We start from the raw sequence: 24,731 nt of genomic DNA, 5'->3' as shown, positions 1-24,731 counted from the left end.
CGGCGCCGCGTCGCACAAGAGTGCCTTCACGGCCGGGATATCCGATTGCGGCCGTCGCAGTCGACGATCATGCTGACCGGCATGAGTGCACGACTGCGCGACATCGCGCGCCAGACCACCGCGATCACCGCCAGCGGCAGGTACGAGAGCCACACCGGCCGCCACGTCTCGATCGAAGGTCAGGTGGCCGCCGCACTCGTGGGCACCGCCCTGTTCGGCCCGGCGCCCCTCACCGTCACTGTAGACCGGGACCGGGTGACGCACATCACGGTCACCGGCGAGAGCAGTCTCGAAGCCGCGCGCCGCATGGTGGGCGCGGCCCCCGGTGACGTCGCCGTCCTCACCTTCGCCTCGGCCCGCAACCCCGGCGGCGGCTTCCTCAACGGCGCCCAGGCCCAGGAGGAAGCGCTGTGCCGGTCATCCGCGCTGTACGCCACGTTGCTGCGCGTGCCGGAGTTCTACGCCCACCACCGCGCCGAGCGCGATGTGTTCTACACCGACCGGGTCATTCACTCGCCCGGCGTCCCCGTCTTCCGTGACGACCAGGGCCGGCTTCTCGACGAGCCGTTCCTCGCCGGGTTCCTGACCTCGCCCGCGCCGAACGCCGGGGTCATCAGGAGCCGTACGCCCCATGAGGCCCACCGCATCGGCCCGGTGCTCGACGCGCGCGCCGAACGCGTCCTGGAGACCGCCGCCCGGTGCGGCTACCGGCGCCTGGTGCTCGGCGCGTGGGGCTGTGGCGTCTTCCGCAACGACCCGGCCCGGGTGGCCGAGGCCTTCCACGGGCAGCTCACCGGGGACGGCCGGTTCGCGGCCCACTTCGACGAGGTGGTCTTCGCGGTCCTGGACCGCACCCGTGACCGGACCACACGCGGCGCCTTCGCGGACGCGTTCAAGAACCACACGCGCCTCCCGGCTGCCGGGCGCCGGCCGTAGCGCTCCCCACAGCGGCCCGAAGCGACCACCGGGCCCCCTGGACGGCCCAGCCCGTGGGGCGGGCAGGCCGAGCGCGCCGCAGGCTCAGGCCATGATCCAACGCTTCGCCGCACTGGTGCGCCTGTCCGCGCTGTGCCTCGCCACGGTCCTGCTCGCCGCCCTCGCGCCGCCCCGGGCCCTGGCCGACGCGCCGCCCGCGCGCACGGTCTCCGGCTGGCTCCCGTACTGGGACCAGGAAGGCGCCTACCAGGACGCGCTGCGCCACGCCGCGCAGCTCCACACCGTCAGCCCGTTCTGGTACCGGGCGGCGGCGTCCGACCGGATCGAGGGCCATCCGGGCGCGGGCGACGCGCGCGTCATCGACGGACTGCACGCCGCCGGCATCAAGGTCGTACCGACCGTCATGGAGACGATGAAACCCGGCGAGCTCGCCGCGATCCTGACCGACCCGGCGGCGCGCGCCACCCACGTCGAGACCCTGCTGGGTGTCGTACGCGCCCGGACGTACGACGGGCTCGACATCGACTACGAGTCCATCGCCCCCACCGGCGACGCCGCGTATGTCGAGGTGCGCGCCGCCTACGCCGCCTTCGCGACCCAACTGTGCGCGAAACTGCGCGAGTTGGGAAAGACCTGCGTACTCACCGTCTCTCCGCAGACCGCTGGGGCCGGCCGCATCTGGGACTACCCGGCGCTCGGCCGGGCCGCCGACAAGGTCCGCGTGATGGGGTACGACCTCCACTGGCGGGGCGGCGACCCCGGCCCGCTCGCCACCCCGCAGTGGTACGAGGAGATCCTGCGCCGGGCCACCGCGCTGATCCCCGCCGCGAAACTGGAGATGGGCCTGCCCGCCTACGGCTGGGACTGGGTGCCGGGCGGCACGACCCGCCACGTCACCTGGAAGGAGGCCGAGGCACTGCGCGCGGCCAAGGGCGTCCCCTACCAGCTGGACCCCGTCTCGCAGACACCCCATTTCACGTACGAGGAGGGCGGCAGCGTCCGGCAGGTCTGGTACCAGGACGCCACGGGCGTGGCGGCGGACCTGCCGGTGCTGCGCCGCTACGGCATCCGCGACACCGCCCTGTGGGCACTCAACTTCGAGGACCCGGGGCTGTGGCCGGTGCTCGCCCGGGCGTGAGGACCGACGCGAACGCTCCCGTTCAGGGCGCGGGCAGGGGCTCGCCCGTCTCCAGGAGGGACTTGAGGCTGGACAGGACGGGCGGCCAGCCCTCCTCGCACAGGGCGTACACCCGGCCCGCCGGGTCGAAGTCATGGGTGACCGTCAGCTTCGCCTGGCCGCCGAGGGGTTCGATGGTGAACGTCACCGAGGAGCGGCGCTCGGCCGCGATCGCCGCCCGCACGTCCTCGCCGAGGCCGACCGACTCCGCCCACCGCTCGGTGAACGTGTGCCAGGTGTAGGCGAGCCGGCGGCCGGGAACGGCGGCGAGGACGGTCTGCTCCGGGCCGGCCACCGTGACCCCGGCCTGCGTCCACGCCAGGGGCGAGCCCTGGGTCCAGTCGCTCTCCAGGCGCACACCCCAGTACCGCTCGGTGAGGGCGGGATCGGTCAGCGCCCGCCAGACCTGCTCGGGCGTGGCGCGGATGTAGGTGGTGTACACGAAGGTCTTGCTGTCCACGGGGTCTCCTCCTGCGCTCCGGTCAGGTCCACACGTCAAACGTAGGAGGCCCGCCCGGCGCCGTCGCGGTCAGCGCGCCGAGCGCCGCTCGAAGGCCACGTCCCGCGCCGTGCCCAGGGCCGTCGCCACCGCGCCGAGCAGCACCGCGTCCTCCCCGAGGGCGCTCGGGGCCACCTTCGGGCGGAGCGGGGTGAGCGTGCGCAGCGTCTCGCGTACGGGACGAAGGAGCAGGTCGGCGCCTCGGCCCACGCCGCCGCCGAGCACCACGAGGTCGGGGTCGAGGACGGCGGCGACCACCGCGACGGTGTGCGCGATCCGCTCTCCCTCCAGCTGGACCGCCGCGACCGCCGGGCGCGTTCCGGCCCGCGCCGCGTCGAAGACGTCCTTGGCGGTGAGCGGGCCCGCCATGCCCAGCGAGCGGGCCGCTTCCACGACCGCGTCGCCGGAGACCGCGTCCTCCAGGGTGTCCGGCTTCTGGCGCCCGGGCCACGGCAGGAAACCGATCTCACCGGCGCCGCCGTGCGCGCCGGTGAAGAGCCGGCCCTCGTTCACCACGCCCATGCCGAGCCCCGTGCCGATCATGACGTACACGAAGAGCCGGCTGCCGGCGCCGGCGCCGAAGGTGTACTCGCCGAGCGCGGCGAGGTTGGCGTCGTTGTGCACCGCGAGCGGCACGCCGAGCCGTTCCCGCATCTGGTCGAAGAGGCCGGGCCTGCCCCAGCCCGGCAGGTGCTGGGCGTAGCGCACACGGCGCTTGTCGGCGTCGAAGACGCCCGGCGTGCCCACCACCGCCTGGGCGACCCGGCCCGCGTCCAGCCCCGACTCCTCGACGAGCCCGTGCGCACCGGTGACGACGAGAGAGGCCAGCGCGGCCGAGGTGCGGGCGTGGTTGCGTACCTCGGAGCGCGCCACCACCGAGCCGTCCAGGTCGGCCAGGGCGATCCGCAGCCAGGCCCGGCCGATGTCGATGCCGAGGGCGTAACCGGCGGTCGGGTCGGGTGCGTACAGCACGGCGGCCCGGCCGCGCCCGGGCACGACCGTGCCCGCCTCGCGGACCAGACCCGCACCTTCGAGCGAGGCGAGGGCGCTGGACACGGTGGGCTTGGACAGGCCGGTGTCACGCGCCAGTTGGGCCCGGGAGGCGGGCCCCTGGGCGCGCAGCCGGTCGAGCAGCAGACGTTCGTTGGAACTGCGCTGCCGCTGCGGGTTCCAGGGCAGATCGCCGCCCTCGTCGCTGCTGCTCATCGCCTCATTGTCACGCATGGGTCCCCGGACCCCACCGACGACCCCTTGGCCCTGAAGGCGGACGACCCCTTGACCCTGAAAGTAAAGGTACCTAACTTAATCACGCCCCCGCCGAGGGAGTCCCCCCGCCGGTGCGTCGGCAGTAGCTTCCATTCCCCGACACCAGCCCAGGGAGGACCCCGTGTCCGCAACCCCACCGCCCGTCGGCGGCTTCGTCCGCCGGATCGGGCTCTTCCAGGCCACCGCCATCAACATGAGCCAGATGTGCGGCATCGGGCCGTTCGTCACCATCCCGCTGATGGTCGCCGCCTTCGGGGGTCCCCAAGCCGTGCTCGGCTTCGTCGCCGGCGCGATCCTGGCGCTGGCCGACGGTCTGATCTGGGCCGAACTCGGGGCCTCGCTGCCCGGATCCGGCGGCAGTTACGTGTATCTGCGCCAGGCGTTCCAGTACCGCACGGGCCGTCTCATGCCGTTCCTGTTCGTGTGGACGGCGATGCTCTTCATCCCGCTTGCCATGTCCACCGGCGTCGTCGGCTTCGTGCAGTACCTCGGCTATCTGGCGCCGGGGCTCGGGCGCGGCGCGGGCGACCTGATCGGGCTCGGCATGATCGCCCTGGTGATCCTGCTGCTCTGGCGCGGCATCGAGAACATCGCCAGGATCACCGCCGTCATGTGGGCCGTGATGATCGCCTCGGTGGGGCTCGTCATCATCGCCGCCGCCACCGACTTCAGCCCGCACCTCGCCTTCGACTACCCCCCAGGCGCCTTCGAGTTGACGAGCAGTCAGTTCTGGATCGGCTTCGCGGGCGGCCTGACCATCGGCATCTACGACTATCTCGGCTACAACACCACCGCCTACATGGGCGCCGAGATCAAAGACCCCGGACGCACCCTGCCGCGCTCCATCATCTACTCCATCTTCGGCATCATGGCGATCTACCTACTGCTCCAGATCGGCACCCTCGGCGTGATCGACTACCACCGGATGCTGGACCCCGGTGACATCGCCTCGTCCTCGGTCGCATCCGCCGTCCTCGAGAAGGCGTGGGGCAAGGGCGCCGCCGACGTGGTGACCGTGCTCATCCTGGTCACCGCGTTCGCCTCCGTCTTCGCCGGACTGCTCGGCGGCTCACGCGTCCCCTACGACGCCGCGCGCGACCGGGTGTTCTTCAGCCCCTACGCCAAGCTGCACCCCCGCCACCGCTTCCCGATGCTGGGCCTCGCCACCATGGGCGTCATCACTGCCATCGGGTTCATGATCGGCCGCCGTACCGATCTGACCACGCTCATCCAGCTCCTGACCACGGTGATGGTCATCGTCCAGGCGCTCGCGCAGATCCTCGCCGTCACCGTGCTGCGCAAGCGCCAGCCGGACCTGCGCCGCCCCTACCGGATGTGGCTCTACCCGCTGCCCAGCCTCGTCGCCCTCATCGGCTGGCTCACCATCTACGGCTACTCCGACAAGAACTCGCCGGGCCGCCACCCCATCGAATGGTCGCTGGCCTGGCTGGTGCTCGGCGCTCTCGCCTTCGCCGTGTGGGCACGCCTCGAAAAGGTGTGGCCGTTCGGGCCGCGCGAGATCCACGAGGAGTACCTGGAGCCGATGCCACCGGAGGAGGTCACCGCCTGACCGACGAAGGACCGGCCGCGCCCGGGGGCCCCGGCCCATGTCCGGATGTGACAGGGAATCGTCATTGCGGCCCCCCGGACGCGGCGGTGAGGATGGGGTCATGTCCCCTTCACACCGGGTCGTCATCGCGGTCTTCCCCGATGTCGACCTCCTCGACGTCACCGGACCGGCCGAGGTCTTCGCCCTGGCCAACCGGGTGACCTCGGGCCGCGCCGGATACGAGGTCCGGCTGGCCGGCCCTGACGGAGGCGAGGTGCGTACGTCGGCCGGTGTGCGGCTGGTCGCCGATCTGTCCTTCGCCGAGACCGGCGCGCGGGTGGACACCCTGCTCGTACCCGGCGCGGTGGACCTGACCGACGCCGGGCCCGTCGCCCGCGTCGACCAGGACGTGGTGGCCTGGGTGAAGGAAACCGCCCCGCACGCCAGGCGGGTGGCGTCGGTGTGTGTGGGCGCCCATGTGCTCGCGGCGGCCGGACTGCTCGACGGGCGGACGGCGACCACACACTGGTCGACCGCGGCCCAACTGGCCGCCGAACACCCCAACGTCACGGTCGACCCGGACCCGATCTTCGTGCGGACGGACCGGGGACGGCTGTGGACCGGCGCCGGAATCAGCGCCTGCCTCGACCTCGCCCTCGCGCTCGTGGCCGAGGACCAGGGCGAGGACACCGCGCTCGCGGTGGCCAGGCAGCTGGTGATGTACCTCAGACGGCAGGGCGGCCAGAGCCAGTTCTCCGTGCCGCTCAGCCGGCCCGCGACGTCCCGGCGCGACCTCGACGAGCTGTGCCTGTGGATCACCGACCACCTCGACGAGGACCTTTCGGCGCGGGCGCTCGCCGCGCGCATGTGCCTGAGCGAGCGGCACTTCGCCCGCGTCTTCACCCAGGAGACCGGCGTCGGCCCCGCCGCCTATGTCGAGGCCGCGCGGGTCGAGATGGCCCGCCGGCTCCTGGAGACCACCGACGCCCCGCTCGACGAGGTGGCGGAGGCCGCCGGGCTCGGCTCGGCCGAGACGCTGCACCGGGCGTTCAGACGCCGGCTCACCACCACACCGGCCGCCTACCGCAGACGCTTCCGCGCCCAGGCCGCCTGAAACCACCCGACCGCGCCGCATGGCCCTGAACCCGCACGGCCTGCATACCGCACGGCCCTTCGTCCGCACGCCCCTGAGCCCACACGGCCCCGCGCCCGCAAGGCCCTTCGCCCGCCCGCATACCGCACGGCCCTTCGCCCGCACGACCCCGCGCCCGCACGACTTTCCGCCCGCACGCCCGGTCCTCCGCCCGCACGCCCCTGAGCCCGCACGCCCCGGTCCTCCGCGCGCACGCCCCGACCCTCCGCCCGCACCCCGCACCCCGGACCTCGTCCGTGCCGTCGGCTGGACGGCTCCGCCCTGCCCTGAAGTCCGGCACACCACCCCACCCAACCGCATCCCTTGCCCGCCCGCCCCCAACTCCCTTACGAGAGGCCCCCGATGAGCACCCAGCAGCCTTCCGCGAATGTTCCCTCCGTTCCCGTTCCCTCCGCCACCCTGCGCGAGGTCGTGGGCCTGGACGGCCGGCTTGCGAAGCTGAGCGAATCCGTCCTGGTCATGATCGACTTCCAGAACACCTACCGCACGGGCGCGATGGCCCTGGACGGCGCCGAGCAGGCCCTGGCAGCCGGAGCGCGGCTCCTGGAGCGGGCCCGGGACGTCGGCGCCCCTGTCGTGCACATCATCAACGACGGGGGCGAGGACACCCCGTACGACATCCGCGCCCACATCGGCGCCATCAGCGACGAGGTCGCCCCGAGGGACGGCGAGCCCGTGGTGGTCAAGCAGTTCCCCGACTCCTTCCACCGGACCGCCCTCACGCAGACCCTGACCGGTCTCGGCGCCGCGCCGGGCAGCGGGAAGGACCTGGTCATCGCCGGATTCATGACCCACATGTGCGTCAACTACACCGCGCAGGGCGCCTTCAACCTCGGCTACCGGCCCACCGTCGTCGCCGAGGCCACCGCCACCCGCGCGCTCACGGCTCCCGACGGCACCGTCCTGTCCCCCGCCGCGCTCGGGGCGGCCGCGCTCACGATGGTCACCGACCTGTTCGGCATGGTCGTCCCCACGGTGGACGCTCTGCCGGTCTGAGTTCCGGGCGCCCGGGACTGAGACCGGCTGCCCGGGCGCCCGTCGGCCGCGCGGGTCAGATCCAGCCGTCGAGCGAGGCCATGAACCCCGCGAAGTCGTCGCGGTGGATGGTGTGGCCCGCGCCCTTGACGGTACGGACCTCGAAGCCGCGCGCTCGCAGGCGGGCCACCTCGTCCGCCTCGTACAGGAAACTCGCGTCGGCGAACTGGACGAGCGAGGGGACGACGGCTTCGGCGGGCGCCAGATCCGCGCCGAACATCGGGGCCAGGCCGTGGGCGGTGTTCTCGTCCCAGAGCCGCAGGGTGTCACATTCGATCTCGACGTCCTCCTGCTCCCAGCGCGGATTGAACCCGGCGATCATCTCCCTGGTGGCCGGCTTGAACTGGGCGAAGACCTCCGGAGTGATGGATATTGAACCGGCTTCGCTCCGGCGGGAGTCGACCGACCAGGCCGGGTCGGAGTACACCGCGCGGGACGGCCTGAGCCGGTCGACGGCGAGCGAGAGGCAGAGCCCGCCGAGCGAGTGGCCGATCGCGAGCTCGGCACCGGCCGGAAGGGTCTCGACGAGATCGGCGGCGAAGAGCTCCGTGCTGTACGCGCCGCGCCCGCTCGCTCCGTGGCCGCGCAGGTCCACGGCGAGGACCCGGTAACCCCGCGCGGCGAGCGCGGGGCCCACCTTCCGCCACGTGCGGTGGTCGGACATGATCCCGTGAATCAGGAGCGCGACGCGCTCGCCGTCTCCCCAGGTGTGGGTGTGGAGCCGCATGGTCCTGCCTTTCCCGTGGTGACACGTGTCAGTATGGGTATGAGCACTGTCTAGCACTGGAATCCGGCCATCCGCCAGACCCTGGCCGGCACGCGTCTGGAAAGATGCCGAGCGCCATGAGCCAGACACCCAAGCAGCCCGCCGACCGTCCCGTTCCGACGAGCGCCGATGTCGCCCGCCTGGCCGGGGTCTCGCGGGCCACCGTGAGCTACGTGCTCAACAACACCTCGGCCGTGCGGATCAGCGAGCCCACCCGGATCAGGGTCCGCGCCGCCGCCGAGGAGCTGGGGTACGTGCCGCACGCCGCGGCCCGCAGCCTGCGCGCGGGACACACCCGGATCGTGCTGCTTCCCACCGCGCACATTCCGGTGGGGCCGCTCTACAGCCGGTTCTTCAACGAGCTCCAGTGGGAGCTGCGCCGGCTCGGCTACACGGTCGTGCAGTACGGCAGCCTCGGTCTCGGCGCGGAGGACGCGGCCCGCGCGTGGGCCGAGCTGCGGCCCGTCGCCGTGGTGTCACTCGGCGAGATCGCCCTGACCGCCCAGGGCGTACAGCTCCTCAAGCGCTCGGGCGCCCGGGCGGTCATAACGCTGGGTCCGCAGCGCGTCGAGGGGGCCCACTCGCTCGTCATGGACCAGCGCGAGATCGGCGAGAGCGCCGTCGCCCACCTCCTTGAGCGGGGGCGGCGCCGCGTCGGCGTGCTGATGCCCGCCGAGCCCGGCCTCGGACTCTTCTCCGAACCGCGCCTGGCCGGCGCCCGCAGGGCCGCGCGCGGCGCCGACGCGTCGGTCGAGCCCGTGACGATGGCGTACACGGAGGAATCCGCGGCCGAACTGGCGGGCCGCTGGCGGGAGTTGGGGCTCGACGCGATCTTCGCCTACAACGACGAGTACGCGATGCTCCTGATGCGCGCCCTCCAGGACGCCGACATCGATGTCCCCGGTGACACCGCCGTGATCGGCGCCGACGATCTGCTGCTCGGCAGGCTGCTGCGTCCCCGCCTCAGCACGGTCCACGTAGAAATGGTGAGCGGACGGCACCTGGCCGAACTGGTCGATCGCGTCGTCCGCGACCCGGACGGCGCTCCCGAGCGGCACGACCTGATGGGCGCGCGGGCGCTGCCGCGCGAATCGAGCTGACCGACACCCCGAGGCCGCCGACGCTGACCCGGCTGAGCGCGGGCCCTGGCAGATCCGTCATCGGGGCCGGTGGTGCGGGATGGCGTGCGCCGGGCGCCCCGGGTGTCTAGCGTCGGAGCATGAGCACTCAACCGTGGCACACGAACCGTCACCCCCGGCGCTTCGAGATCTTCCTGGTGCCCGAACACGTCGAGGACCGGGGCGGCGCCTCGGTCGCGGACAGCGCCGTACGGTCCGCGGTCGTCGAGGCGACCGGCGAGAGCGGGGTCTCGGGGTACCCCCGGTACGCGGGGCACGGCATCGAGGCCGAGATCGACGCCGCCTCCCACACGGTGGAGGCCCTGCTGGTCGACGGCTCCGAACTCGACATCGGTCTGACCGCGGTGGTCAGGGAGGTCCCGGGCCCCGCGCACGGCTGAGGCCGGGGCCTTTGGAGGCCCGTTGACAGCGGACGGTGGGGAGCAGAGACTCGGGCGCAGCCATTCATGAACATCACTTCACTGGGCGAACAACCCTGCTGTGACGGGTCCCGTGCGGTGGAGAGATCCGTGGGAGAGACCCGATGAGCATCCGCGACGTGTACATCGTCGACGCCGTCCGCACCCCGATCGGCAAGTTCGGGGGCGCGCTCGCCTCCGTGCGGCCCGACGACCTCGCCGCGCACGTGGTGAAGTCCCTGGTGGAGCGGGCCCCGGAGCTCGACCCGGCCCGCATCGACGACGTGTACTTCGGCGACGCGAACGGCGCGGGAGAGGACAACCGCGATGTGGCCCGCATGGCGGTGCTCCTCGCCGGGCTCCCCGTCTCGGTGCCCGGCGTCACCGTCAACCGCCTCTGCGGCTCCGGCCTCGAAGCCGTGATCCAGGCGGCCCGTGCCATCGCCGTCGGTGACGCCTCGATCGCGGTGGCGGGCGGCGTCGAGTCGATGTCGCGCGCCCCCTTCGTCGTCCAGAAACCCGAGCGCGCCTTCCCCGCAGGCCACCAGCAGATGTACTCGACCACGCTCGGCTGGCGCATGACCAACCCGAGGATGCCCGCCGAGTGGACGGTCGCGCTCGGCGAGGGCGCCGAACTCATCGCGGACCGGCACGGCATCACCCGCGACCAGCAGGACGCCTTCGCCCTGGACAGCCACCGCAAGGCCGCCGAGGCGTGGGCCAAGGGCAGCTACGACGGCGAGGTCGTCCCGTACGAAGGCGTCGATCTCGTCCGCGACGAATGCGTCCGGGAGTCCTCGTCCCTGGAGGCGCTTGCCCGGCTCAAGCCCGCCTTCCGCCCGGACGGTTCGGTGACCGCGGGCAACGCATCCCCGCTCAACGACGGAGCGGCGGCCCTGCTCCTCGTCGACGAGGAGGGGCTGCGCGCCACCGGCCGCGAGCCGCTTGCCCGCATCCGCAGCTCCGCCGTGACCGGCATCGAACCCCAGCTCTTCGGTCTTGGCCCCGTCGAGGCCGTCCGCAAGGCGCTCGCCAAGGCGGGCAAGGGCTTCGGCGACCTCACCACCTTCGAGCTGAACGAGGCGTTCGCCGCCCAGGCCCTCGGCTGCCTCGCGGCATGGCCCGGCCTCGACCCCGCCGTGGTCAACCCGCGCGGCGGCGCCATCGCGATCGGCCACCCGCTCGGCGCGTCCGGCGCCCGGCTCGCCGGAGCCGTCGCCCACCAGCTCGCCGCCGCCGGTTCGGGCACGGGTCTCGCGGCCCTGTGCATCGGCGTGGGCCAGGGCCTCGCCCTCGTCCTGGAACGCTGAACCGGCGCGCGGATCAAGGCAATTGAGGTCCCACCGGCGGAGGGTGACGACCCCGCCGGTGGACGGCGCCGACTGCGCCCCCACTACTCTGCGCCCTGAGGGAGATCCCTTCGGACGACCGAGTGACTGGAGTTGTTCCATGGCCCTGCTCGACCCCAAGGCGTGGCAGCCCACCCAGCTCTTCGGGGGTGAGCGGGAGATCGTGGAGCCCGCCACCGGGGAGTCGCTGGGCGCGCTCACCCTGGCCGCAGGTGAGGACGTGGAGGCCGCCGCCCGAGCCGCCGCCCGGGCCCAGACCGCCTGGGCGCGCACCCCGCACGTCGTGCGCGCGGCCGTCCTGCGCCGCGCCGGCGACCTCTTCGCCGAGCACGCCGACGAACTGCGCGCCTGGCTCGTCCGCGAGTCAGGGTCGGTGCCGGGAAAGGCGGACTTCGAGCTGCACGTCGCCGCGCAGGAGTGCTACGAGGCCGCGGCCCTGGCCTCGCGGCCGCTCGGTGAGGTGCTGTCCAGCGAGCAGCCACGGCTCTCCTACACCCGCCGCGTGCCGGTCGGCGTGACGGGCGTGATAGCCCCGTTCAACGCCCCGCTCATTCTCTCCATCCGTTCCGTCGCCCCCGCGCTCGCGCTCGGCAACGCGGTCCTGCTCAAGCCCGACCCGCGCACCGCCGTGTGCGGAGGGCTCGCGCTCGGGGCCGTCTTCGCCGAGGCGGGGCTGCCCGAGCATCTGCTGCACATCCTGCCGGGTGGCCCCGAGACCGGACAGGCCCTCGTCGCCGATCCCCGCGTCCCCGTCATCTCCTTCACCGGATCGACCGCCGCCGGACGCCGGGTCGCGGAGGCGGCCGGGCGTCAACTCAAGCGCGTCCACCTGGAGTTGGGCGGCAACTCCGCGCTGATCGTGCTGGCCGACGCGGACCTGGAGGGCGCGCTCGCGCAGGCCACCTGGGGCTCCTTCTTCCACCAGGGCCAGATCTGCATGACCACCGGGCGCCACCTGGTGCACGACTCGTTGTACGACGAGTACGTCGAGCGGCTTGCCGCCAGGGCGGACGCGCTGGCCGTGGGCGACCCCTACCGCGAACAGGTCCACCTCGGACCCGTCATCGACCACACCCAACTCGCCAAGATCCAGCGCCTGGTGGAGTCCAGCACCGCGCGCGGCGCCCGGCTCGCCGCGGGCGGCACCCACCGCGACCTCTTCCACCGCCCCACCGTGCTTGCCGACGTCGACGACGACACCCCCGCCTACGCCGAGGAGGTCTTCGGCCCCGTCGCGCCGGTACGGTCCTTCGCCACCCTGGACGAGGCCGCGGCCCTGGCGGCGGACGGCCCCTACGGACTCTCGCTCGGCATCGTCACGCGCGACACCGCGCTCGGTCTGGAACTCGCCGACCGGATCCCCACCGGGATCGTCCACATCAACGACCAGACGGTCAACGACGAGGCGGTGGCGCCCTTCGGCGGGGTCGCGGCGTCCGGGACCGGAGCCCGCTTCGGCGGTTCGGCCAATCTGGACGCCTTCACCGAACTGCGCTGGACCACCGTGCGCCGCGAACCGGCGGACCACCCCTTCTGACCGGGCCTGCCGTGGCCGTCGCCACCGTGCGACCCCGGGCGCGAGCGGCGGACACCCGTCAGGCATCCTGAGCCGGTGCACTCGGTCGTATCCGGCTTCCTGCCCATCTGGATCATCACCGCGTTCGGCTGGGCGGCCGGCCGGTTCAACCTGCTCGGCGACCAGGCCGGGCAGGTGCTCGGCCGGTTCGCGTTCACCTTCGCCATGCCCTCACTGCTGTTCCTGACGATGGCGAAGTCGCGGCCGGGCGAGCTCGCGCAGCCCGGCGTGGCGGTCTTCGCCATCAGCCTGCTCGCCGTGTTCGCCGCGGGACTGTTCGCGAGCGGGCGGCTGTTTCGGCGCAAGAAGGCCGAGCGGGCGATCGGCGCGATGGCCGCGTCCTATGTGAACTCCGCGAACCTCGGCATCCCGGTCGCCGTGCACGTCCTGCACGACACGTCGTTCATCGTCGCCGCCGCCCTGTTCCAGATGCTGTTCATCACGCCCCTGATCCTGGTCCTCATAGAGCTCGACGTACGCCGCGACACGGGCGGCCGCCGGCTCCGGATGCTCCAACTCCCCGTCCGCAACCCGGTGGTGGGGGCGTCGGCCGCCGGTGTCCTCGTCGCGGCGCTCGGGCTCCACCTGCCCGACGAGGTGACCTCGCCGCTGACCATCCTGGGCGGCGCCGGGGTCCCAGCGGCCCTGTTCGCCCTCGGCATGTCGCTCACCGCGCGGGCCGCGGCCGACCCCGGGGAGCGGGCCGAGCGGGCCCTGCTCGTCACGCTGAAGACCGCCGTCCAGCCGCTGCTCGCCTACGCCCTGGGAAAGTGGGTCTTCGGGCTCGGCGGGCACGATCTGTTCGCGGTGGTGCTCTGCGCCGGGCTGCCCACGGCGCAGAACGCGTTCATCTTCGCCTCCGAATACCGGCTCGACACCGCGCTGCCCCGGGACGCCGTCCTGCTCTCGACCCTCCTGTCGATGGCGTCCCTGTCCTTGATCGCGGTCCTTCTCGGCTGAACCGGCCGCCGCGTCAGCAGGGCTGGCGCCAGACGTCCAGCTTGAGGTTCTTGCGCATCGAGGAGAGCCCGAGCTTGTCGGACTCGGCGCAGAAGTCCTTGGTGGGCAGCTCGTACTCGACGTGGAACACCGCCTTGTCCGCCTTCACGAACGGGGTCAGCTGGGCGCACTCGTCGTACTGCGCGCACTGCTCGTTGACGGCGAAGTCGAAGGACTCCACCAGCTCCGGGATCTGCTGGAGATCGTTCTTGAGCCCCACCGAGAGACCCCGGGCATGGGCGATCGAGGCGAGCATACGGTTGTACGCCAGCTGGTCCGCCGCCTTGAGCGGAAACCCCGTCTTGTTGAGGTAGCCGTCCATGAGATCCGGCTCGACGCCGTCGAAGCCCTTCTCCTTGCACATGTCGAAGCGGCGCTCCATCAGCGGCCGCAGCACGTCGATCCTGCGGATGTCGAGCCAACGCTCACCGTCCCACCCGTTGCTCCCGCCCTGGACCTCGCGCGGGAAGGACTCCTTGTCGGGCCGGAAGTTCTCCCAGGCACCGGCGTTGATGTAGCAGATCGCCTTGCGGCCCTGGCTGTGCAGCTTGGCGACGTCGGCCGCGGTGTTCTCGAACCCGTCGATGTCGTACACCGGCACATCGGGCCCCTCCTGCACCCGGCCGTTGAGCTGCCACTGCCAGGCGGTGCCCGGCTTGGGCTGCCAGATCTTCGCCGGGGCCCCGCCGCTCGGCGAGGCGGACGCGGAGGGGGAGCCGGCGGAGGGGGACGCGGCGGGCCCACTGGGCGAAGGCGAGCCGCGGGTGGCGGAGGGAGTGGGCGCATGCGCGGTGGAGGTGGGCTCGTCCGGGCCGTCCGCGTCGTCGTCGGACGCCCCGGACGAACAAGCGGTGGCGAGCAGCAGCAGCGCGGCGGCGGCGCACAGCAGTGCCTTCGAGGAGCGCGCGGGGGAGTGGTTCATGTCGTCTTTCCGGGTAACACGGGCGGCAACTCCGCCCAGGGGTTGGGTAGTTCGCGCCCCACGACACAGCACACACCCGCGCCGCGTTCGCCCGTGGTGCGCAGGGCGAGCGCGAGCAGCGCGTCGGGCACCCCGTACACCAAATGGCACAGACGCTCCGGTGGCTGACGGTCGGCCCAGCCGGGCCGCGTGAAGGCGGACACATACGTCGTCCAGTGTCCCTCGAAGGTGACGATGAGATCGGCGACCTTCAGATATCCGGGCGCGGGATGCACACCGGGGTTGAGCACGACGACGCTCCCGCCGCAGCGCCGGGCCGCGCGGGTGGCCTGCCGCACGAACGGCAGGCCGGTGCGGTCGGCGGGGGCGCGGTCGAAGAAGAACCCGTCGGCCCCGTACCAGTCGCGGTGGCGCTCGATGTCCCGCAGCACGGCGGCCGGCGGCCGGGCGCCGTAGTCGAGGTCGACATAGCCGAGCACCCGGACGCCGGCCGCGCGCAACGCTCCCACCGGCCCCGCGAACGCCGGGTCGGGGACGGCGCCGGGGCCGTCCGCCGCGTTGAGGACCACCCCGTAGAGGCCGGCCGCCGCCTCGGTGAGCCGCTGCCAGGCGAGGGGGTCCTCGGCGGGGTGGACGTAGAGCGGAACGAGCAGCATCAGCGCACCGGTTCCCGGTCGGGACCCGAGCGTACGGCCGCCCACAGCGCGGACACCGAGTCGGCGAGCGAACGCCGGGCCGACCAGCCGAGCGTGGTGCGGGCCGCGCCCGGGTCGGAGCACTGCCAGGGCACGTCGGCGGAGCGCTCCGAACCCCCGGCATCCTCCTCGATCCGGCCCCGGAACCCTGCGGCCCGGACCAGTTCGCCCACCAACTCCCTTACGGGAACGGCCCGTCCACTGGCGATGTTGAGCACCGGCGGCAGCGGGCTCGCGCCGGTCGCGGCCAGGACCGCGGCGTGGGCGACGTCCCGCGCGTCGACGAAGTCACGGTGCGCGGAGAGGTCACCGAGGCGCACCACGGCGTCGGGGCCGAGGTCGCCCAGCTGCCGGGCGAGCCGTCCCGGCAGACCGGCGGCGGGTGCGCCGGGACCGACGGGGTTGGTGATCCGCAGCACCACGGCGTCAAGACCGCTGGTGGTGACGGCCATGGTGCCCGCCAGTTTGGTGGCGCCGTACAGCGTGGTCGGGCGGGCCGGTGACTGCTCGGTGACGCGCTCACCGATGCCGGCCGGCCCGTACTCGGCCGCCGAGCCGAGATGGACGAGCCGGACGGCGGGCACGGCCTCGCGCAGCGCGGCACACAGCACGGCGGGCGCCCGGACGTTGACCTCGGCCAGCGCCACCGGCTGCGGGCCCACCGCGCCGGCGCAGTTGATCACGGCGTCGGGCGCGAGCGCGAAGAGCCGTTCGGCGAGCGGCCCCGGGGTGACGGTGGCGAGGTCCACGGCGAGGTCCGCCAGCGGCCCCCGCCCCCCGGTGAGGAACCGCACACCGGGCATCTCGCGCAGCTCCCGGGCGACATGGCCGCCCAGGTAGCCGCTGTGGCCCAGTACGAGGATGCGCATGGACGCCTCAGGCCCCCTTGAGGAGCAACGAGCGGTACGTCGTGAACTCCGCGTTGGCCCGGTCGTAGTCGTCCGGGCGCCCTATGTCGAGCCAGTAGCCGTCGAAGGCGTAGGCGTGCGGCGGGGTCTTGGCCTCAAGGAGGTCCAGGACCAGCTCGTCGAAGCCCAGCGGAAGCCCCTCGGTGTAGCCGGCGAGCGTGTCGAGGGTGAGGCCGTAGACCCCCATCGACACCCGGTAGTCCATGCTGGGCTTTTCGGTGAAGCCGACGACCTTGGTGTCGTCGGTGGTCAGCACCCCGAAGTCGATGTGCACCTTGCGGGCGTAGGTGGCGATGGTCAGCGGCGCGCCGCTGGCGCGGTGGCGGGTGAGCACGTCCGCGTAGTCGAGGTCGGTCAGGATGTCCCCGTTCATGACGAGGAAGGACTCGGGCAGCCGGTCGCGCATCGTCAGGAGCGGGCCGATGGTGCCCAGCGGGCTCTCCTCGGTGCTGTAGTCGACCTTCAGACCCCAGCGTTCGCCGTCGCCCACATAGGCGCGGATGATCTGGCCGAGATGGCCGATGGCGATGGTGCAGCTGGTGAAGCCGGCGGCCGCGAGCTGGCGCAGCACGATCTCCAGGATCGCGTGCTGGTCGCCGATCGGGACGAGGGGTTTGGGCAGCGCCGTGGTGTACGGCCGCAGCCGGACTCCCTTGCCTCCGGCGAGTATCACTACGTGCATGGGTGCCTCCCTGAGAGTGGGGACCGCGAAGTCAGATGTTGTAGATGCCGGTCTTGTAGCGGGCGAGGTTGCCCGGGTCGCGGAAGAACTCCGCGGTGCGCTCAAGGCCGGCTTCGAGGCTGAACTCCGGCTGCCAGCCGGTCGCTTCGCTGAGCCGACTCGCGTCCGCGACCAGCCGCATCACCTCGGAGTTGGCCGGCCTGATGCGCTGTCCGTCCTCCTGGACGTCGAGTTCGGCGCCCATCACCTTGCCGATCAGGCGCACCAGGTCGCCCACCGATATCTCGGTGCCGGTCCCCGCGTTGAAGGTCCGCCCCACCACGCGCTCGGCGGGGGCGGTGCCCACGGCGAGGAAGGCCCGCGCGGTGTCGGCGGCGAAGGTGAAGTCACGCGTGGGGCGCAGGTCGCCGAGCGTGATGGTGCGCGAGCCCGCCGCGACCTGGCCGATGACGGTGGGGATCACCGCCCGCATCGACTGGCGCGGGCCATAGGTGTTGAAGGGGCGCAGCGTGACGACCGGGGTGGCGAAGCTGGCGTAGTAGCTGTCCGCGAGCCGGTCTCCGCCCGCCTTCGAAGCGGCGTACGGGGACTGGGTGTTGATGGGGTGGTCCTCGGTGATCGGCACGGTTTGCGCGGTGCCGTACGTCTCGCTGGTCGAGGTGTGCACCAGGCGCGGCGTCTCCAGGGCGCGCACGGCCTCCAGGACGTTGAGGGTGCCGGTGACGTTGGTGTCCACATAGCTGTGCGGGGCCTGATAGGAGTACGGGATCGCGATGAGGGCCGCCAAGTGGTAGACGGCCTCGGCCCCTTCGGCCAGGCCGCGCACCGAGCCCGGGTCGCGGACGTCGCCCAGGACGATCTCCACCTGGTCCAGGACGTCGGCGGACAGCGTCTCGAGCCAGCCGTAGGAGGAGAAGGAGTTGTACTGGGCCATCGCGCGGACCCGGTGCCCGGAGGCGACCAGGGCCTCGGTGAGGTGCGATCCGATGAAGCCTTCGGCTCCGGTGACGGCGACAAGCGGTGCGGAGGTCAACTTCCGCTCCTTCCAAGGTGGTTCGGTACATCGAAGTGCCGAAACGTGCGGTGATCGTTCAGGTGCGTTCGGTGAGGCCCGTGGTGTGGGTGGTGCCGTTCGGGCTGTGGTGCGGGGGTCAGGCGTGGACGGTGGGCCGCCCGAGCAGGTGCAGGGTGGCGCCGGTCAGAGTGAGCGCGGCGGCCGTACAGCAGACGTACTGGGCCAGCGGGCTCGGCTGCGCGTGCAGGCCCAGGGCGGCGACACCGGCCGCCGCCGCCAGGGTGACGGCGGCCGGCAGCCAGGCGATGCCGAACGCCTGGAGCAGCAGCGCCGTCCACAGCAGGGCCGCGAGCGCGAGCAGCGGGGCGGGCTCGGCGCCGGTGAGGAGCGCCGCGGGGATCAGGGGCAGCAGATAGACCAGGAGGCAGCCCATGAGGATGGCCGCCGAGCGCCACCGGAAGGACGCCGGGGTGGCGGTGGCCCGCAGCGCGGCGACGGACAGGCCGCGGTAGCGGTACAGCAGCCACTCGGCCGGGCCCATGCTGAGCGTCAGCGCGATGACCGCGAGCGGATGGCGCTGTCCCGCGAAGGCGACAAGCACCCCGGCGGCGAGGCCGAACAGACCGTACGGCAGCGACGCCACGAGAGGGGGCGTCACCGGCGCGGCCGCCGCGGGCTCCTTCAGGATCTCGCGCAGACAGTGTCCGACCGCGCCGGTCACCAGGACCAGGGCGAGCGAGCAGAGCCCGACGCGAAGGAGTGCTCCCGGCTCCCTGAACGGCAGCACCGCCGCCCCCAGGATCAACGGGGACAGCGCGGCGAGCAGCAGCCGCTCGCGCGCCAGGACCAGCAGGATGCCGGCCGCCGCCAGATAGCAGGACTGGCCCACCACGAAGAAGTCGGCGGGCCCGGGCCCCACGATGGCCAGGCCGCTGACGGCGGCGAGCAGCGCGCCGAGCGGCGCGCCGGCCAGGAGCGTACGAGCTGCCTCCGGACGGCCCGACGCCATCCGCAGATAGGCCCGGTGGCCAAGGCCCTGGCCCCAGGCCCAGGAGATGAGACCCGCCACGATCAGGGCGAGCACCGCGCGCTCGCTCTGCCACAGCCGGGCGGTCAGGGGATAGGCGAGCCCGGGCAGCGCGAACAGGGCGCCGCGCAGCGCGCAGCGCACCGGATCGGGCGCCCACGGGTCGGCGGCCGGCGGCGGCTCCGGGAAGCTGCGCGGTACGCGCCGGTACAGGTCCTCGGCGAGCGAGAACAGGTTGCCGTGCCCGTACTCGTCCGCGATCTGCTGGGCCGTCAGGCCCTCCGACTCCAGGAGCGCCGCTACTTCGTAGGCGTGGACGGCGGGCCCTATCTGCTCGGACAGCTCGGCGGCGAGCCGGTCCACGGCGGCGTCCTTGCCCCGGCGCGTGGCGCGTCGGCCCGGCAGCCGCAGCGTCATCGTGGACTCGGTGGCGAGGCGGAGCATCAGCGTGTCGTCGCGGCCGTCGTGCGGCTCCAGACGGATGGGCCCGCTCATCCGGCCACCCGGCTCAGCTCGTCGGGTCCCGGCCCGGCCGGCACCAGGCGCAGGGCCGTGGTGGTGTCGGCGCCGCCGCTTCGCCGCGCGGGAACGGTCGCGCCGCGCACGGACAGTTCGAGGTAGATGGCCCGGAAGGTGTCCACGGTCTGGCGCAGGGTGAACTGCTCGACCACCCGAAGCCGCGCCGCTTCCCCCATCGCGGCCCGGCGCGCCGGGTCACCCAGCAGTTCGAGGGCGGCCGCGGCCATCGCGCCCGGATCGCGCGGCGGCACCACGAGCCCGGTGGGGCCGACCGCCTCGCGCACCCCGCCCACATCCGTGGAGACGGTCGCCCGGCCACAGCTCATGGCCTCGATCAAAGTGAAGGGGAAGCCCTCGCTGATGCTGGACAGCATCACCACGTTGCCCGCGGCGTAGGCGTCCCTGATGTCCTCGACCCGGCCCTCGAAGGTGACCGCGTCGCCCTGGCCTAGGGAGGCGGCGAGCGCTTCGCAGCGCTCACGGTAGGCCTCACCGCCCCGGGGCGTGCCGCCGAACAGACGCAGGGTGGCCGCCGGGAGTTCGCCGCGCACCGTGGCGAAGGCGCGGATCAGCGTCTCCAGGTCCTTGATGGGATCGACCCGCCCGGCCCAGCTGAGCGTCGGGGCGGCCGGCTCGGGCCCGGCCGGCGGGAAGGCCGCCGGGTCGACGCCGTTGTACACGGTGCGTATGAGCCCCGGGTCGGCCCCGCCCTGCTCCTCCCACAGCCGGTTGTACTGGTTGCCCGGCGTGATCAGTGCGGCACGCCGGTACGTCTCCTCGGCGAGCAGCCGGAAGAACCCGAGCAGCACCGCCTTGACCGGCCAGCGGTAGGGGGCGGTCCGGTATCCCAGGTAGCGCTCGCGCAGATAGACCCCGTGCTCGGTCAACAGCAGCGGCACGCCGTGCAGTTCGGCGCCGACGAGCCCGGGAAGCACGGCCACGCCGCCGCTGACGGCGTGGGACACGCCCTGGCTCGGCGGTGTCGCGGCGAGCGGGCGCAGCGCGTGTTCCAGGAGCCCGGTCGCGGTGACCGCGTCGTGCAGGGTGGGCCGGGCCTCGCGCACGGCGAGCCCGGGCCTGTTCCACACCTCGGTCATGACCCGTATCGCCGCGTCGCCGCGCAGGGCGGGGCTGAGCTGCCCGTCGCGGGCGGCCCGGGCCAGCTCGTAGAGCGCGGGGCCGAACCCGCTCTCCGCCGAGGGGTCGAGCAGCGCGGTGAGGAAGCGTTCGTACGCGGCCATCAGGCGCCGCTCCTGGCGCCCGCGCGGTGCCGAACCCCCGGGCGCGGGGCCCCACATGGGGACGGAGACGGCTTCGCGGGCGTGCGGCGGCAGGTCCCACACGGCCGGCTCGCGACCGGTGCCGGTCACCGCGATGATGTCGAAGTCGATGTCGGGCATTCCGGTGACGAGCTGGTCGCACCAGACGCTCACCCCGCCGTGGCTGTGCGGATAGGTGCCCTCGGTGAGCAGAGTGACCCGCGCAGCGCCGGAGCGCGGCGCGCGGTGTGGTACGTGCATGCGTGCGCTCCGCGGCTGAAGAGAGCGGTGGGTGGTGACATCGGCCCGGTCGGCCCGCCGCCGCGCCGGCGACGGGCCCCCGGGGTCGTGCTCGACCGGGTCAGCGCGGCTCGACGCCGTACGGAACCGGCTTGGCGACACCGGCGGGGACAGGTGTGCGGGGCGCGCTCGACGTCGGCGCGCGGCCGGCCGGCGAGGCGTCGTGTGCGCGCGGCGCCAGTGCCGAGGCGGCCGCCGTCGGGAGCGCCAGGGCGACGCTGCTCTGTCCCGGCTGGGCGGTGGCCCAGCCCGACACGCTCCCGGCGTAGGCCTGGCCGAACGCGGTGGTGGCGCTGCCCAGGACCTGAGTGGTGCCGCCCGGCATCGTCGCGGTTACGGCCACGCCCGCCGGGGCCTGCACGGTCACGCTGTCGCCGATCCGGTACGCGGTGACCTGGCCCGCCTTGACCGCGCTGTTCCAGGCGCCCCGTTCGCGCAGCTCGGCGCCGATGTCCTTCATCCGCAGGTTCACCAGCGGGGCGCTGGCCGCGTATAGCGTCTTGTACTGGTCGAGCACCCCGTCAAGGACGGGGTAGCCGATGCGGTCCTCGGCCAGGTTGGACTGGTGGATGAAGTGCGGTCTGGGGTCGTTGCCCAGGACGTGACCAAGGGCGGTCCGCGTCTCCAGGGGCACGATGTATCCCGTGTAGCCGGTGGCCGCGTCCAGGGGCGCGGGCAGGCACGTGGTGTTGGGCAGATCGTCGCACAGGCCGCTGCCGCCCTGGGCGCGGCTGGTGTAGATCCAGTTGTACTCGTCGACCTGCTCCGAGACATGGCCCGCGTTGTAGAAGATGTTGATGGGGTAGCGGGCGACGGTCAGGGCGGGACCGACCTGGCGCTGCTCGGGGTCGCGCGACATGTCGGCGCCGAGCCAGCTGATGTGGTTGGTGCTCAGCGCAGGCGCGAGGTAGGGGTTGTCCTGCGGCTGCTGCGGCAGGAGCCGCATCCCCGAGTGCTCACCGGTGATCAGCTCGTCGGGCTCGGTGGGCAGTCCGACCCCCTGGGCCCACTGCTGGTTGTCCGATATCTCCTTGGATATCTCGGACTGGCTCACATACTTCGTGGAACCGTCCGGATTGGTCGCGCACTTCCACGGGACGGTGGAGACGTCCTGCACGCAGCCGAGGAAGGCGTGGTCGTAGGTGTGGTTGATCCAGCGGAAGTCGCCCTTGTCGGCGGCGAACTGATCGGCGAGTTCGTCGGCGCCGTTGTGATTCTCGCGGTACTCCACGCTGCCGCCGCCGTTGTAGGCCAGGTCGAGCGTGAAGCCGCGGGACTTCTCCCACGCGACGGCGTTCTGCACATCCGCAGGCGACATCCGGATCGAGTCCTCGACGCCCTGCCCGGGCGGGCAGTCCACGTCGCCGGGTGTGCAGTTGAGGGCGGGGTCCCAGCGGTCGTCCCCCGCGAACACGTCGTCCACGTGGACCGCGAAGTAGTTCCGCGAGGCGCCGAGCCGCACGTTCTGCGTCATCCAGTCGACGATGCCGCGGGCCAGCAGCTTGAACTGCTCCTGGTACTGGTTGTACGCGAAGGTGACGACCAGTTCGCGCCGGCCGTCATGGCGGTACTCGCCGACGAGCGAGCCGCTGGTGGTCCTGCCCGGGATCGGGGCCTCGACATAGCTCGTGAAGTCCGCGCCCGGGGCGGGCTGGGCCAGGAAGGCGTAACTCTCGCTCACTGACGGCGAGTTGTCCTCGAAGGGCACCTGGCCGTTGAGGTAGCCGAACGGTCCCGTGGTGCGCCCGGCCGCCGTCACCTGGGCCTTGAAGCCGTCCGCCGAGCCGCTGTAGCCGCCGGTGACCGGCGTCTGAAGACCAACCTGGGGGCGCGCGTAGGTGTAGGCGTCGACCTGGGGTATCGCGTACGTCTTCTCGTACGCCGCGAGCGCGGCCATTTCGGCCGACCCGGCCGGGAAGGGGTTGTCGTTGGGCAGCACCACGGCCTGGTACTTGGCCCGGGGGCCGCCGCCCACGGTGTCCGCGAGGAACGCCGCGTCGATGACCGGACGCCCGGCCTTCTGGAGGTCGACCAGGGTGTACGGAGTGCCCTCGCCGTCCAGCTCCGCCGTGATGGCCCCCGTGGCGGGCCCGCCGTCCGAGACCACGAGGACCTTCAGGTCCACGCGGGGCGCGGGCGCCGCCGCGTACGCCGGCGCGGCCGGTAATCCCATGGCGAGCAGCACGGTGCCCACCGCGAGACCGATGGTGTGTCTGCGTTGTGTGTTCCGCTTCACGCGGTGAAGTCCCCTCCCCTGGAGGTCCGTTCGGCTCCCCTGCCTGCCCGGACCCCGCCCACGGCACAACGGCCGCGCCCCGATGAGGAGGGCCTGCCGTTCCGCTCTGACGCGTCACATAGTGCGGGTCTTCGAGGAGTTTTCGAGTGGCTACTGTGAAACATGACGAAAAAATGTGGCCGTCATGATGGGGCGCAGAGCCGTGCACGGCCCTCCGGGCCCGCCTGCGGGTGATCGCACCGGGCTGCGCAAGGGCCCGGAAAACCGGAGCGGCCCGGCGCGGCAAACGCTTTCGGCGCGGGGGGCGCACGCGGGCGCACACCACCAAAGGTCCAGACAACCAGTCGATCCGGGACGCATCCGGTTTTCGGCCACGCGAGCGAAACGTGTGAGCGAATCCGCACCCCGACCGAGGTGTTTCGGCCATACGAAACCGGCCGGCCCGGGGGGATGGGCCGACCGGTGATCGTGGGCCGCCGACGCCGACGGCCGACCGCGCGCTACCGAGTGCCGGCCGGGGCGGGAGTGGCGCAGTTGACCCGCATCGTCGGGGAGTTGAAGACGCCGTCCTTGTGGCTCTGGCTGTCGTTGTACTCGTAGTAGACGTACGAGTAGAACGCGATGTTGCCGTTGCAGCCGGAGTCCGCCGCCACCTGCACCGGGATGGTGACGGTGCGGCTCGTGCCCGGGGCGACCGGCACGGAGTAGTTCACGCCGAGCGTGGTGGTGCCGGTCCCGGTGCAGGTCACACCCGTGCCGGAACACGAGGCGAGGGAGTACTTCAGGTCGGGACGCTGGGTGGTCGCCCACGTCGGCTGCACCGACTGGTAGACGAACCACACGTCGGTGGTCTGGTTGTTCGTGAACGTCATGCTCAGATTGACCGTGCCGCCGGGCGTCGCCGCCGTCTGGTCGGCGCTGAAGCTCACATCGGGAGTGGCCGCGTCGGCGGACTGGCTCACGCCGAACAGGGCGAGGGAGGAAGCGAGGGCCGCGGCGAGGCTGAAACGCCTCAGGTGTGTGGTTCGCATGAGGACGGAGAGTAGGAGGAACACCACGCAACGTCCGCTGGATCGCCACATTGTGGAGCCACGCTGGCTCGAACCGAACGGGCGTCAACTGGCCGTGGATTGGCGCCCGTTGACCTCTTGACCGCAAGCCCGTCGCAGACCGCGGGCCGCTGCCCGCCGCGCCGCGCGGCGCCGTTGACCGATAACCGACGCTCCCCGTGCCCCCCAGCATTGGCGCGTTCCGCCCGAACACCACCGCGGCCCCCTTCCCGGGATGGGAAAGGGGGCCGCGGGGGACTCGGGAGAGCGGGAGAGG

General features: G+C 72.5%; 22 protein-coding genes. 10 read left to right on the top strand and 12 right to left on the bottom strand.

Going from position 1 to position 24,731, the window contains the following annotated elements; all coding sequences use genetic code 11:
* Positions 1-81: 81 nt before the first annotated feature.
* A complete protein-coding gene (locus tag ACFYM2_RS04675) occupies positions 82-936 on the top strand; it encodes a TIGR02452 family protein (RefSeq protein WP_388833312.1) in 855 nt (284 codons plus the stop codon).
* Positions 937-1,027: 91 nt separating this feature from the next.
* Positions 1,028-2,074, top strand: coding sequence for a glycosyl hydrolase family 18 protein (locus ACFYM2_RS04670; RefSeq protein ID WP_358996285.1), 1,047 nt, complete (start codon positions 1,028-1,030; stop codon positions 2,072-2,074).
* 22 nt (positions 2,075-2,096) lie between these two features.
* On the opposite strand, the gene ACFYM2_RS04665 is transcribed toward ACFYM2_RS04670, so the two are convergent.
* On the bottom strand, positions 2,097-2,573 hold the full coding sequence (locus ACFYM2_RS04665; protein ID WP_358996282.1) for an SRPBCC family protein: 477 nt from the start codon (positions 2,571-2,573) through the stop codon (positions 2,097-2,099).
* A gap of 69 nt (positions 2,574-2,642) precedes the next feature.
* On the bottom strand, positions 2,643-3,818 hold the full coding sequence (locus ACFYM2_RS04660) for an ROK family protein (RefSeq protein WP_388833309.1): 1,176 nt from the start codon (positions 3,816-3,818) through the stop codon (positions 2,643-2,645).
* A gap of 181 nt (positions 3,819-3,999) precedes the next feature.
* On the opposite strand from ACFYM2_RS04660, the gene ACFYM2_RS04655 reads away from it, so the two are divergent.
* The 3 genes from ACFYM2_RS04655 (at position 4,000) to ACFYM2_RS04645 (ending at position 7,576) form a co-directional block, all read left to right on the top strand.
* Positions 4,000-5,448 carry an APC family permease gene (locus tag ACFYM2_RS04655; RefSeq protein ID WP_358996277.1) on the top strand — a complete coding sequence of 483 codons (1,449 nt, stop codon included), beginning with the start codon at positions 4,000-4,002 and terminating at the stop codon, positions 5,446-5,448.
* A gap of 100 nt (positions 5,449-5,548) precedes the next feature.
* Positions 5,549-6,541: a GlxA family transcriptional regulator gene (locus ACFYM2_RS04650; RefSeq protein ID WP_388833306.1), complete on the top strand. Its 993-nt coding sequence runs from the start codon at positions 5,549-5,551 to the stop codon at positions 6,539-6,541.
* A gap of 381 nt (positions 6,542-6,922) precedes the next feature.
* Positions 6,923-7,576: a cysteine hydrolase family protein gene (locus ACFYM2_RS04645; protein WP_388833303.1), complete on the top strand. Its 654-nt coding sequence runs from the start codon at positions 6,923-6,925 to the stop codon at positions 7,574-7,576.
* 55 nt (positions 7,577-7,631) lie between these two features.
* Here ACFYM2_RS04645 and ACFYM2_RS04640 read toward each other — a convergent pair whose 3' ends face one another.
* Positions 7,632-8,342 (bottom strand): alpha/beta fold hydrolase, encoded by a 711-nt coding sequence (locus ACFYM2_RS04640; RefSeq protein ID WP_388456199.1) that lies wholly within the window; start codon positions 8,340-8,342, stop codon positions 7,632-7,634.
* A 116-nt stretch (positions 8,343-8,458) separates the two neighbouring features.
* On the opposite strand from ACFYM2_RS04640, the gene ACFYM2_RS04635 reads away from it, so the two are divergent.
* The 5 genes from ACFYM2_RS04635 to ACFYM2_RS04615 all read left to right on the top strand — a co-directional run bounded on the left by ACFYM2_RS04635 (position 8,459) and on the right by ACFYM2_RS04615 (position 13,803).
* Entirely contained in the window at positions 8,459-9,481 is a 1,023-nt protein-coding gene (locus ACFYM2_RS04635; RefSeq protein ID WP_358996265.1) for a LacI family DNA-binding transcriptional regulator, read from the top strand.
* 119 nt (positions 9,482-9,600) lie between these two features.
* Complete coding sequence (locus ACFYM2_RS04630) at positions 9,601-9,900, top strand: hypothetical protein (protein WP_358996262.1); 300 nt, start codon at positions 9,601-9,603, stop codon at positions 9,898-9,900.
* Positions 9,901-10,043: 143 nt separating this feature from the next.
* Entirely contained in the window at positions 10,044-11,228 is a 1,185-nt protein-coding gene (locus tag ACFYM2_RS04625) for a thiolase family protein (protein WP_358996259.1), read from the top strand.
* 139 nt (positions 11,229-11,367) lie between these two features.
* Positions 11,368-12,804 carry an aldehyde dehydrogenase family protein gene (locus tag ACFYM2_RS04620; protein WP_358996256.1) on the top strand — a complete coding sequence of 479 codons (1,437 nt, stop codon included), beginning with the start codon at positions 11,368-11,370 and terminating at the stop codon, positions 12,802-12,804.
* A 75-nt stretch (positions 12,805-12,879) separates the two neighbouring features.
* Complete coding sequence (locus ACFYM2_RS04615) at positions 12,880-13,803, top strand: AEC family transporter (protein ID WP_350233857.1); 924 nt, start codon at positions 12,880-12,882, stop codon at positions 13,801-13,803.
* Between the two features lie 13 nt (positions 13,804-13,816).
* Here ACFYM2_RS04615 and ACFYM2_RS04610 read toward each other — a convergent pair whose 3' ends face one another.
* The 9 genes from ACFYM2_RS04610 to ACFYM2_RS04570 all read right to left on the bottom strand — a co-directional run bounded on the left by ACFYM2_RS04610 (position 13,817) and on the right by ACFYM2_RS04570 (position 24,436).
* Positions 13,817-14,764 carry an endo alpha-1,4 polygalactosaminidase gene (locus tag ACFYM2_RS04610; RefSeq protein WP_388833298.1) on the bottom strand — a complete coding sequence of 316 codons (948 nt, stop codon included), beginning with the start codon at positions 14,762-14,764 and terminating at the stop codon, positions 13,817-13,819.
* The gene (locus ACFYM2_RS04605; protein ID WP_358996452.1) at positions 14,761-15,423 is read right to left on the bottom strand and encodes a spherulation-specific family 4 protein; all 663 of its coding nucleotides are present in this window, start codon (positions 15,421-15,423) and stop codon (positions 14,761-14,763) included. Before ACFYM2_RS04605 ends, ACFYM2_RS04610 begins: the two co-directional genes overlap by 4 nt.
* Positions 15,420-16,328, bottom strand: a complete 909-nt coding sequence (locus ACFYM2_RS04600) for an NAD(P)-dependent oxidoreductase (RefSeq protein ID WP_350233861.1) — start codon at positions 16,326-16,328, stop codon at positions 15,420-15,422. The genes ACFYM2_RS04605 and ACFYM2_RS04600 overlap by 4 nt, the downstream gene beginning before the upstream one ends.
* A gap of 7 nt (positions 16,329-16,335) precedes the next feature.
* Positions 16,336-17,049, bottom strand: a complete 714-nt coding sequence (locus ACFYM2_RS04595; RefSeq protein ID WP_358996248.1) for a sugar phosphate nucleotidyltransferase — start codon at positions 17,047-17,049, stop codon at positions 16,336-16,338.
* A 31-nt stretch (positions 17,050-17,080) separates the two neighbouring features.
* Entirely contained in the window at positions 17,081-18,082 is a 1,002-nt protein-coding gene (locus ACFYM2_RS04590) for an SDR family NAD(P)-dependent oxidoreductase (protein WP_388456209.1), read from the bottom strand.
* A gap of 118 nt (positions 18,083-18,200) precedes the next feature.
* Positions 18,201-19,586: a hypothetical protein gene (locus ACFYM2_RS04585; RefSeq protein ID WP_388833295.1), complete on the bottom strand. Its 1,386-nt coding sequence runs from the start codon at positions 19,584-19,586 to the stop codon at positions 18,201-18,203.
* The gene (gene pelF, locus ACFYM2_RS04580) at positions 19,583-21,130 is read right to left on the bottom strand and encodes a GT4 family glycosyltransferase PelF (protein WP_388456213.1); all 1,548 of its coding nucleotides are present in this window, start codon (positions 21,128-21,130) and stop codon (positions 19,583-19,585) included. The genes ACFYM2_RS04585 and pelF overlap by 4 nt, the downstream gene beginning before the upstream one ends.
* A gap of 100 nt (positions 21,131-21,230) precedes the next feature.
* On the bottom strand, positions 21,231-23,342 hold the full coding sequence (locus ACFYM2_RS04575; protein ID WP_388456364.1) for a hypothetical protein: 2,112 nt from the start codon (positions 23,340-23,342) through the stop codon (positions 21,231-21,233).
* 563 nt (positions 23,343-23,905) lie between these two features.
* On the bottom strand, positions 23,906-24,436 hold the full coding sequence (locus tag ACFYM2_RS04570) for a hypothetical protein (protein ID WP_358996237.1): 531 nt from the start codon (positions 24,434-24,436) through the stop codon (positions 23,906-23,908).
* Positions 24,437-24,731: the final 295 nt, after the last annotated feature.

Source organism: Streptomyces sp. NPDC006711, assembly GCF_042869775.1.
GTDB lineage: Bacteria > Actinomycetota > Actinomycetes > Streptomycetales > Streptomycetaceae > Streptomyces.
This window is presented reverse-complemented; position numbering and strand designations above follow the sequence as displayed.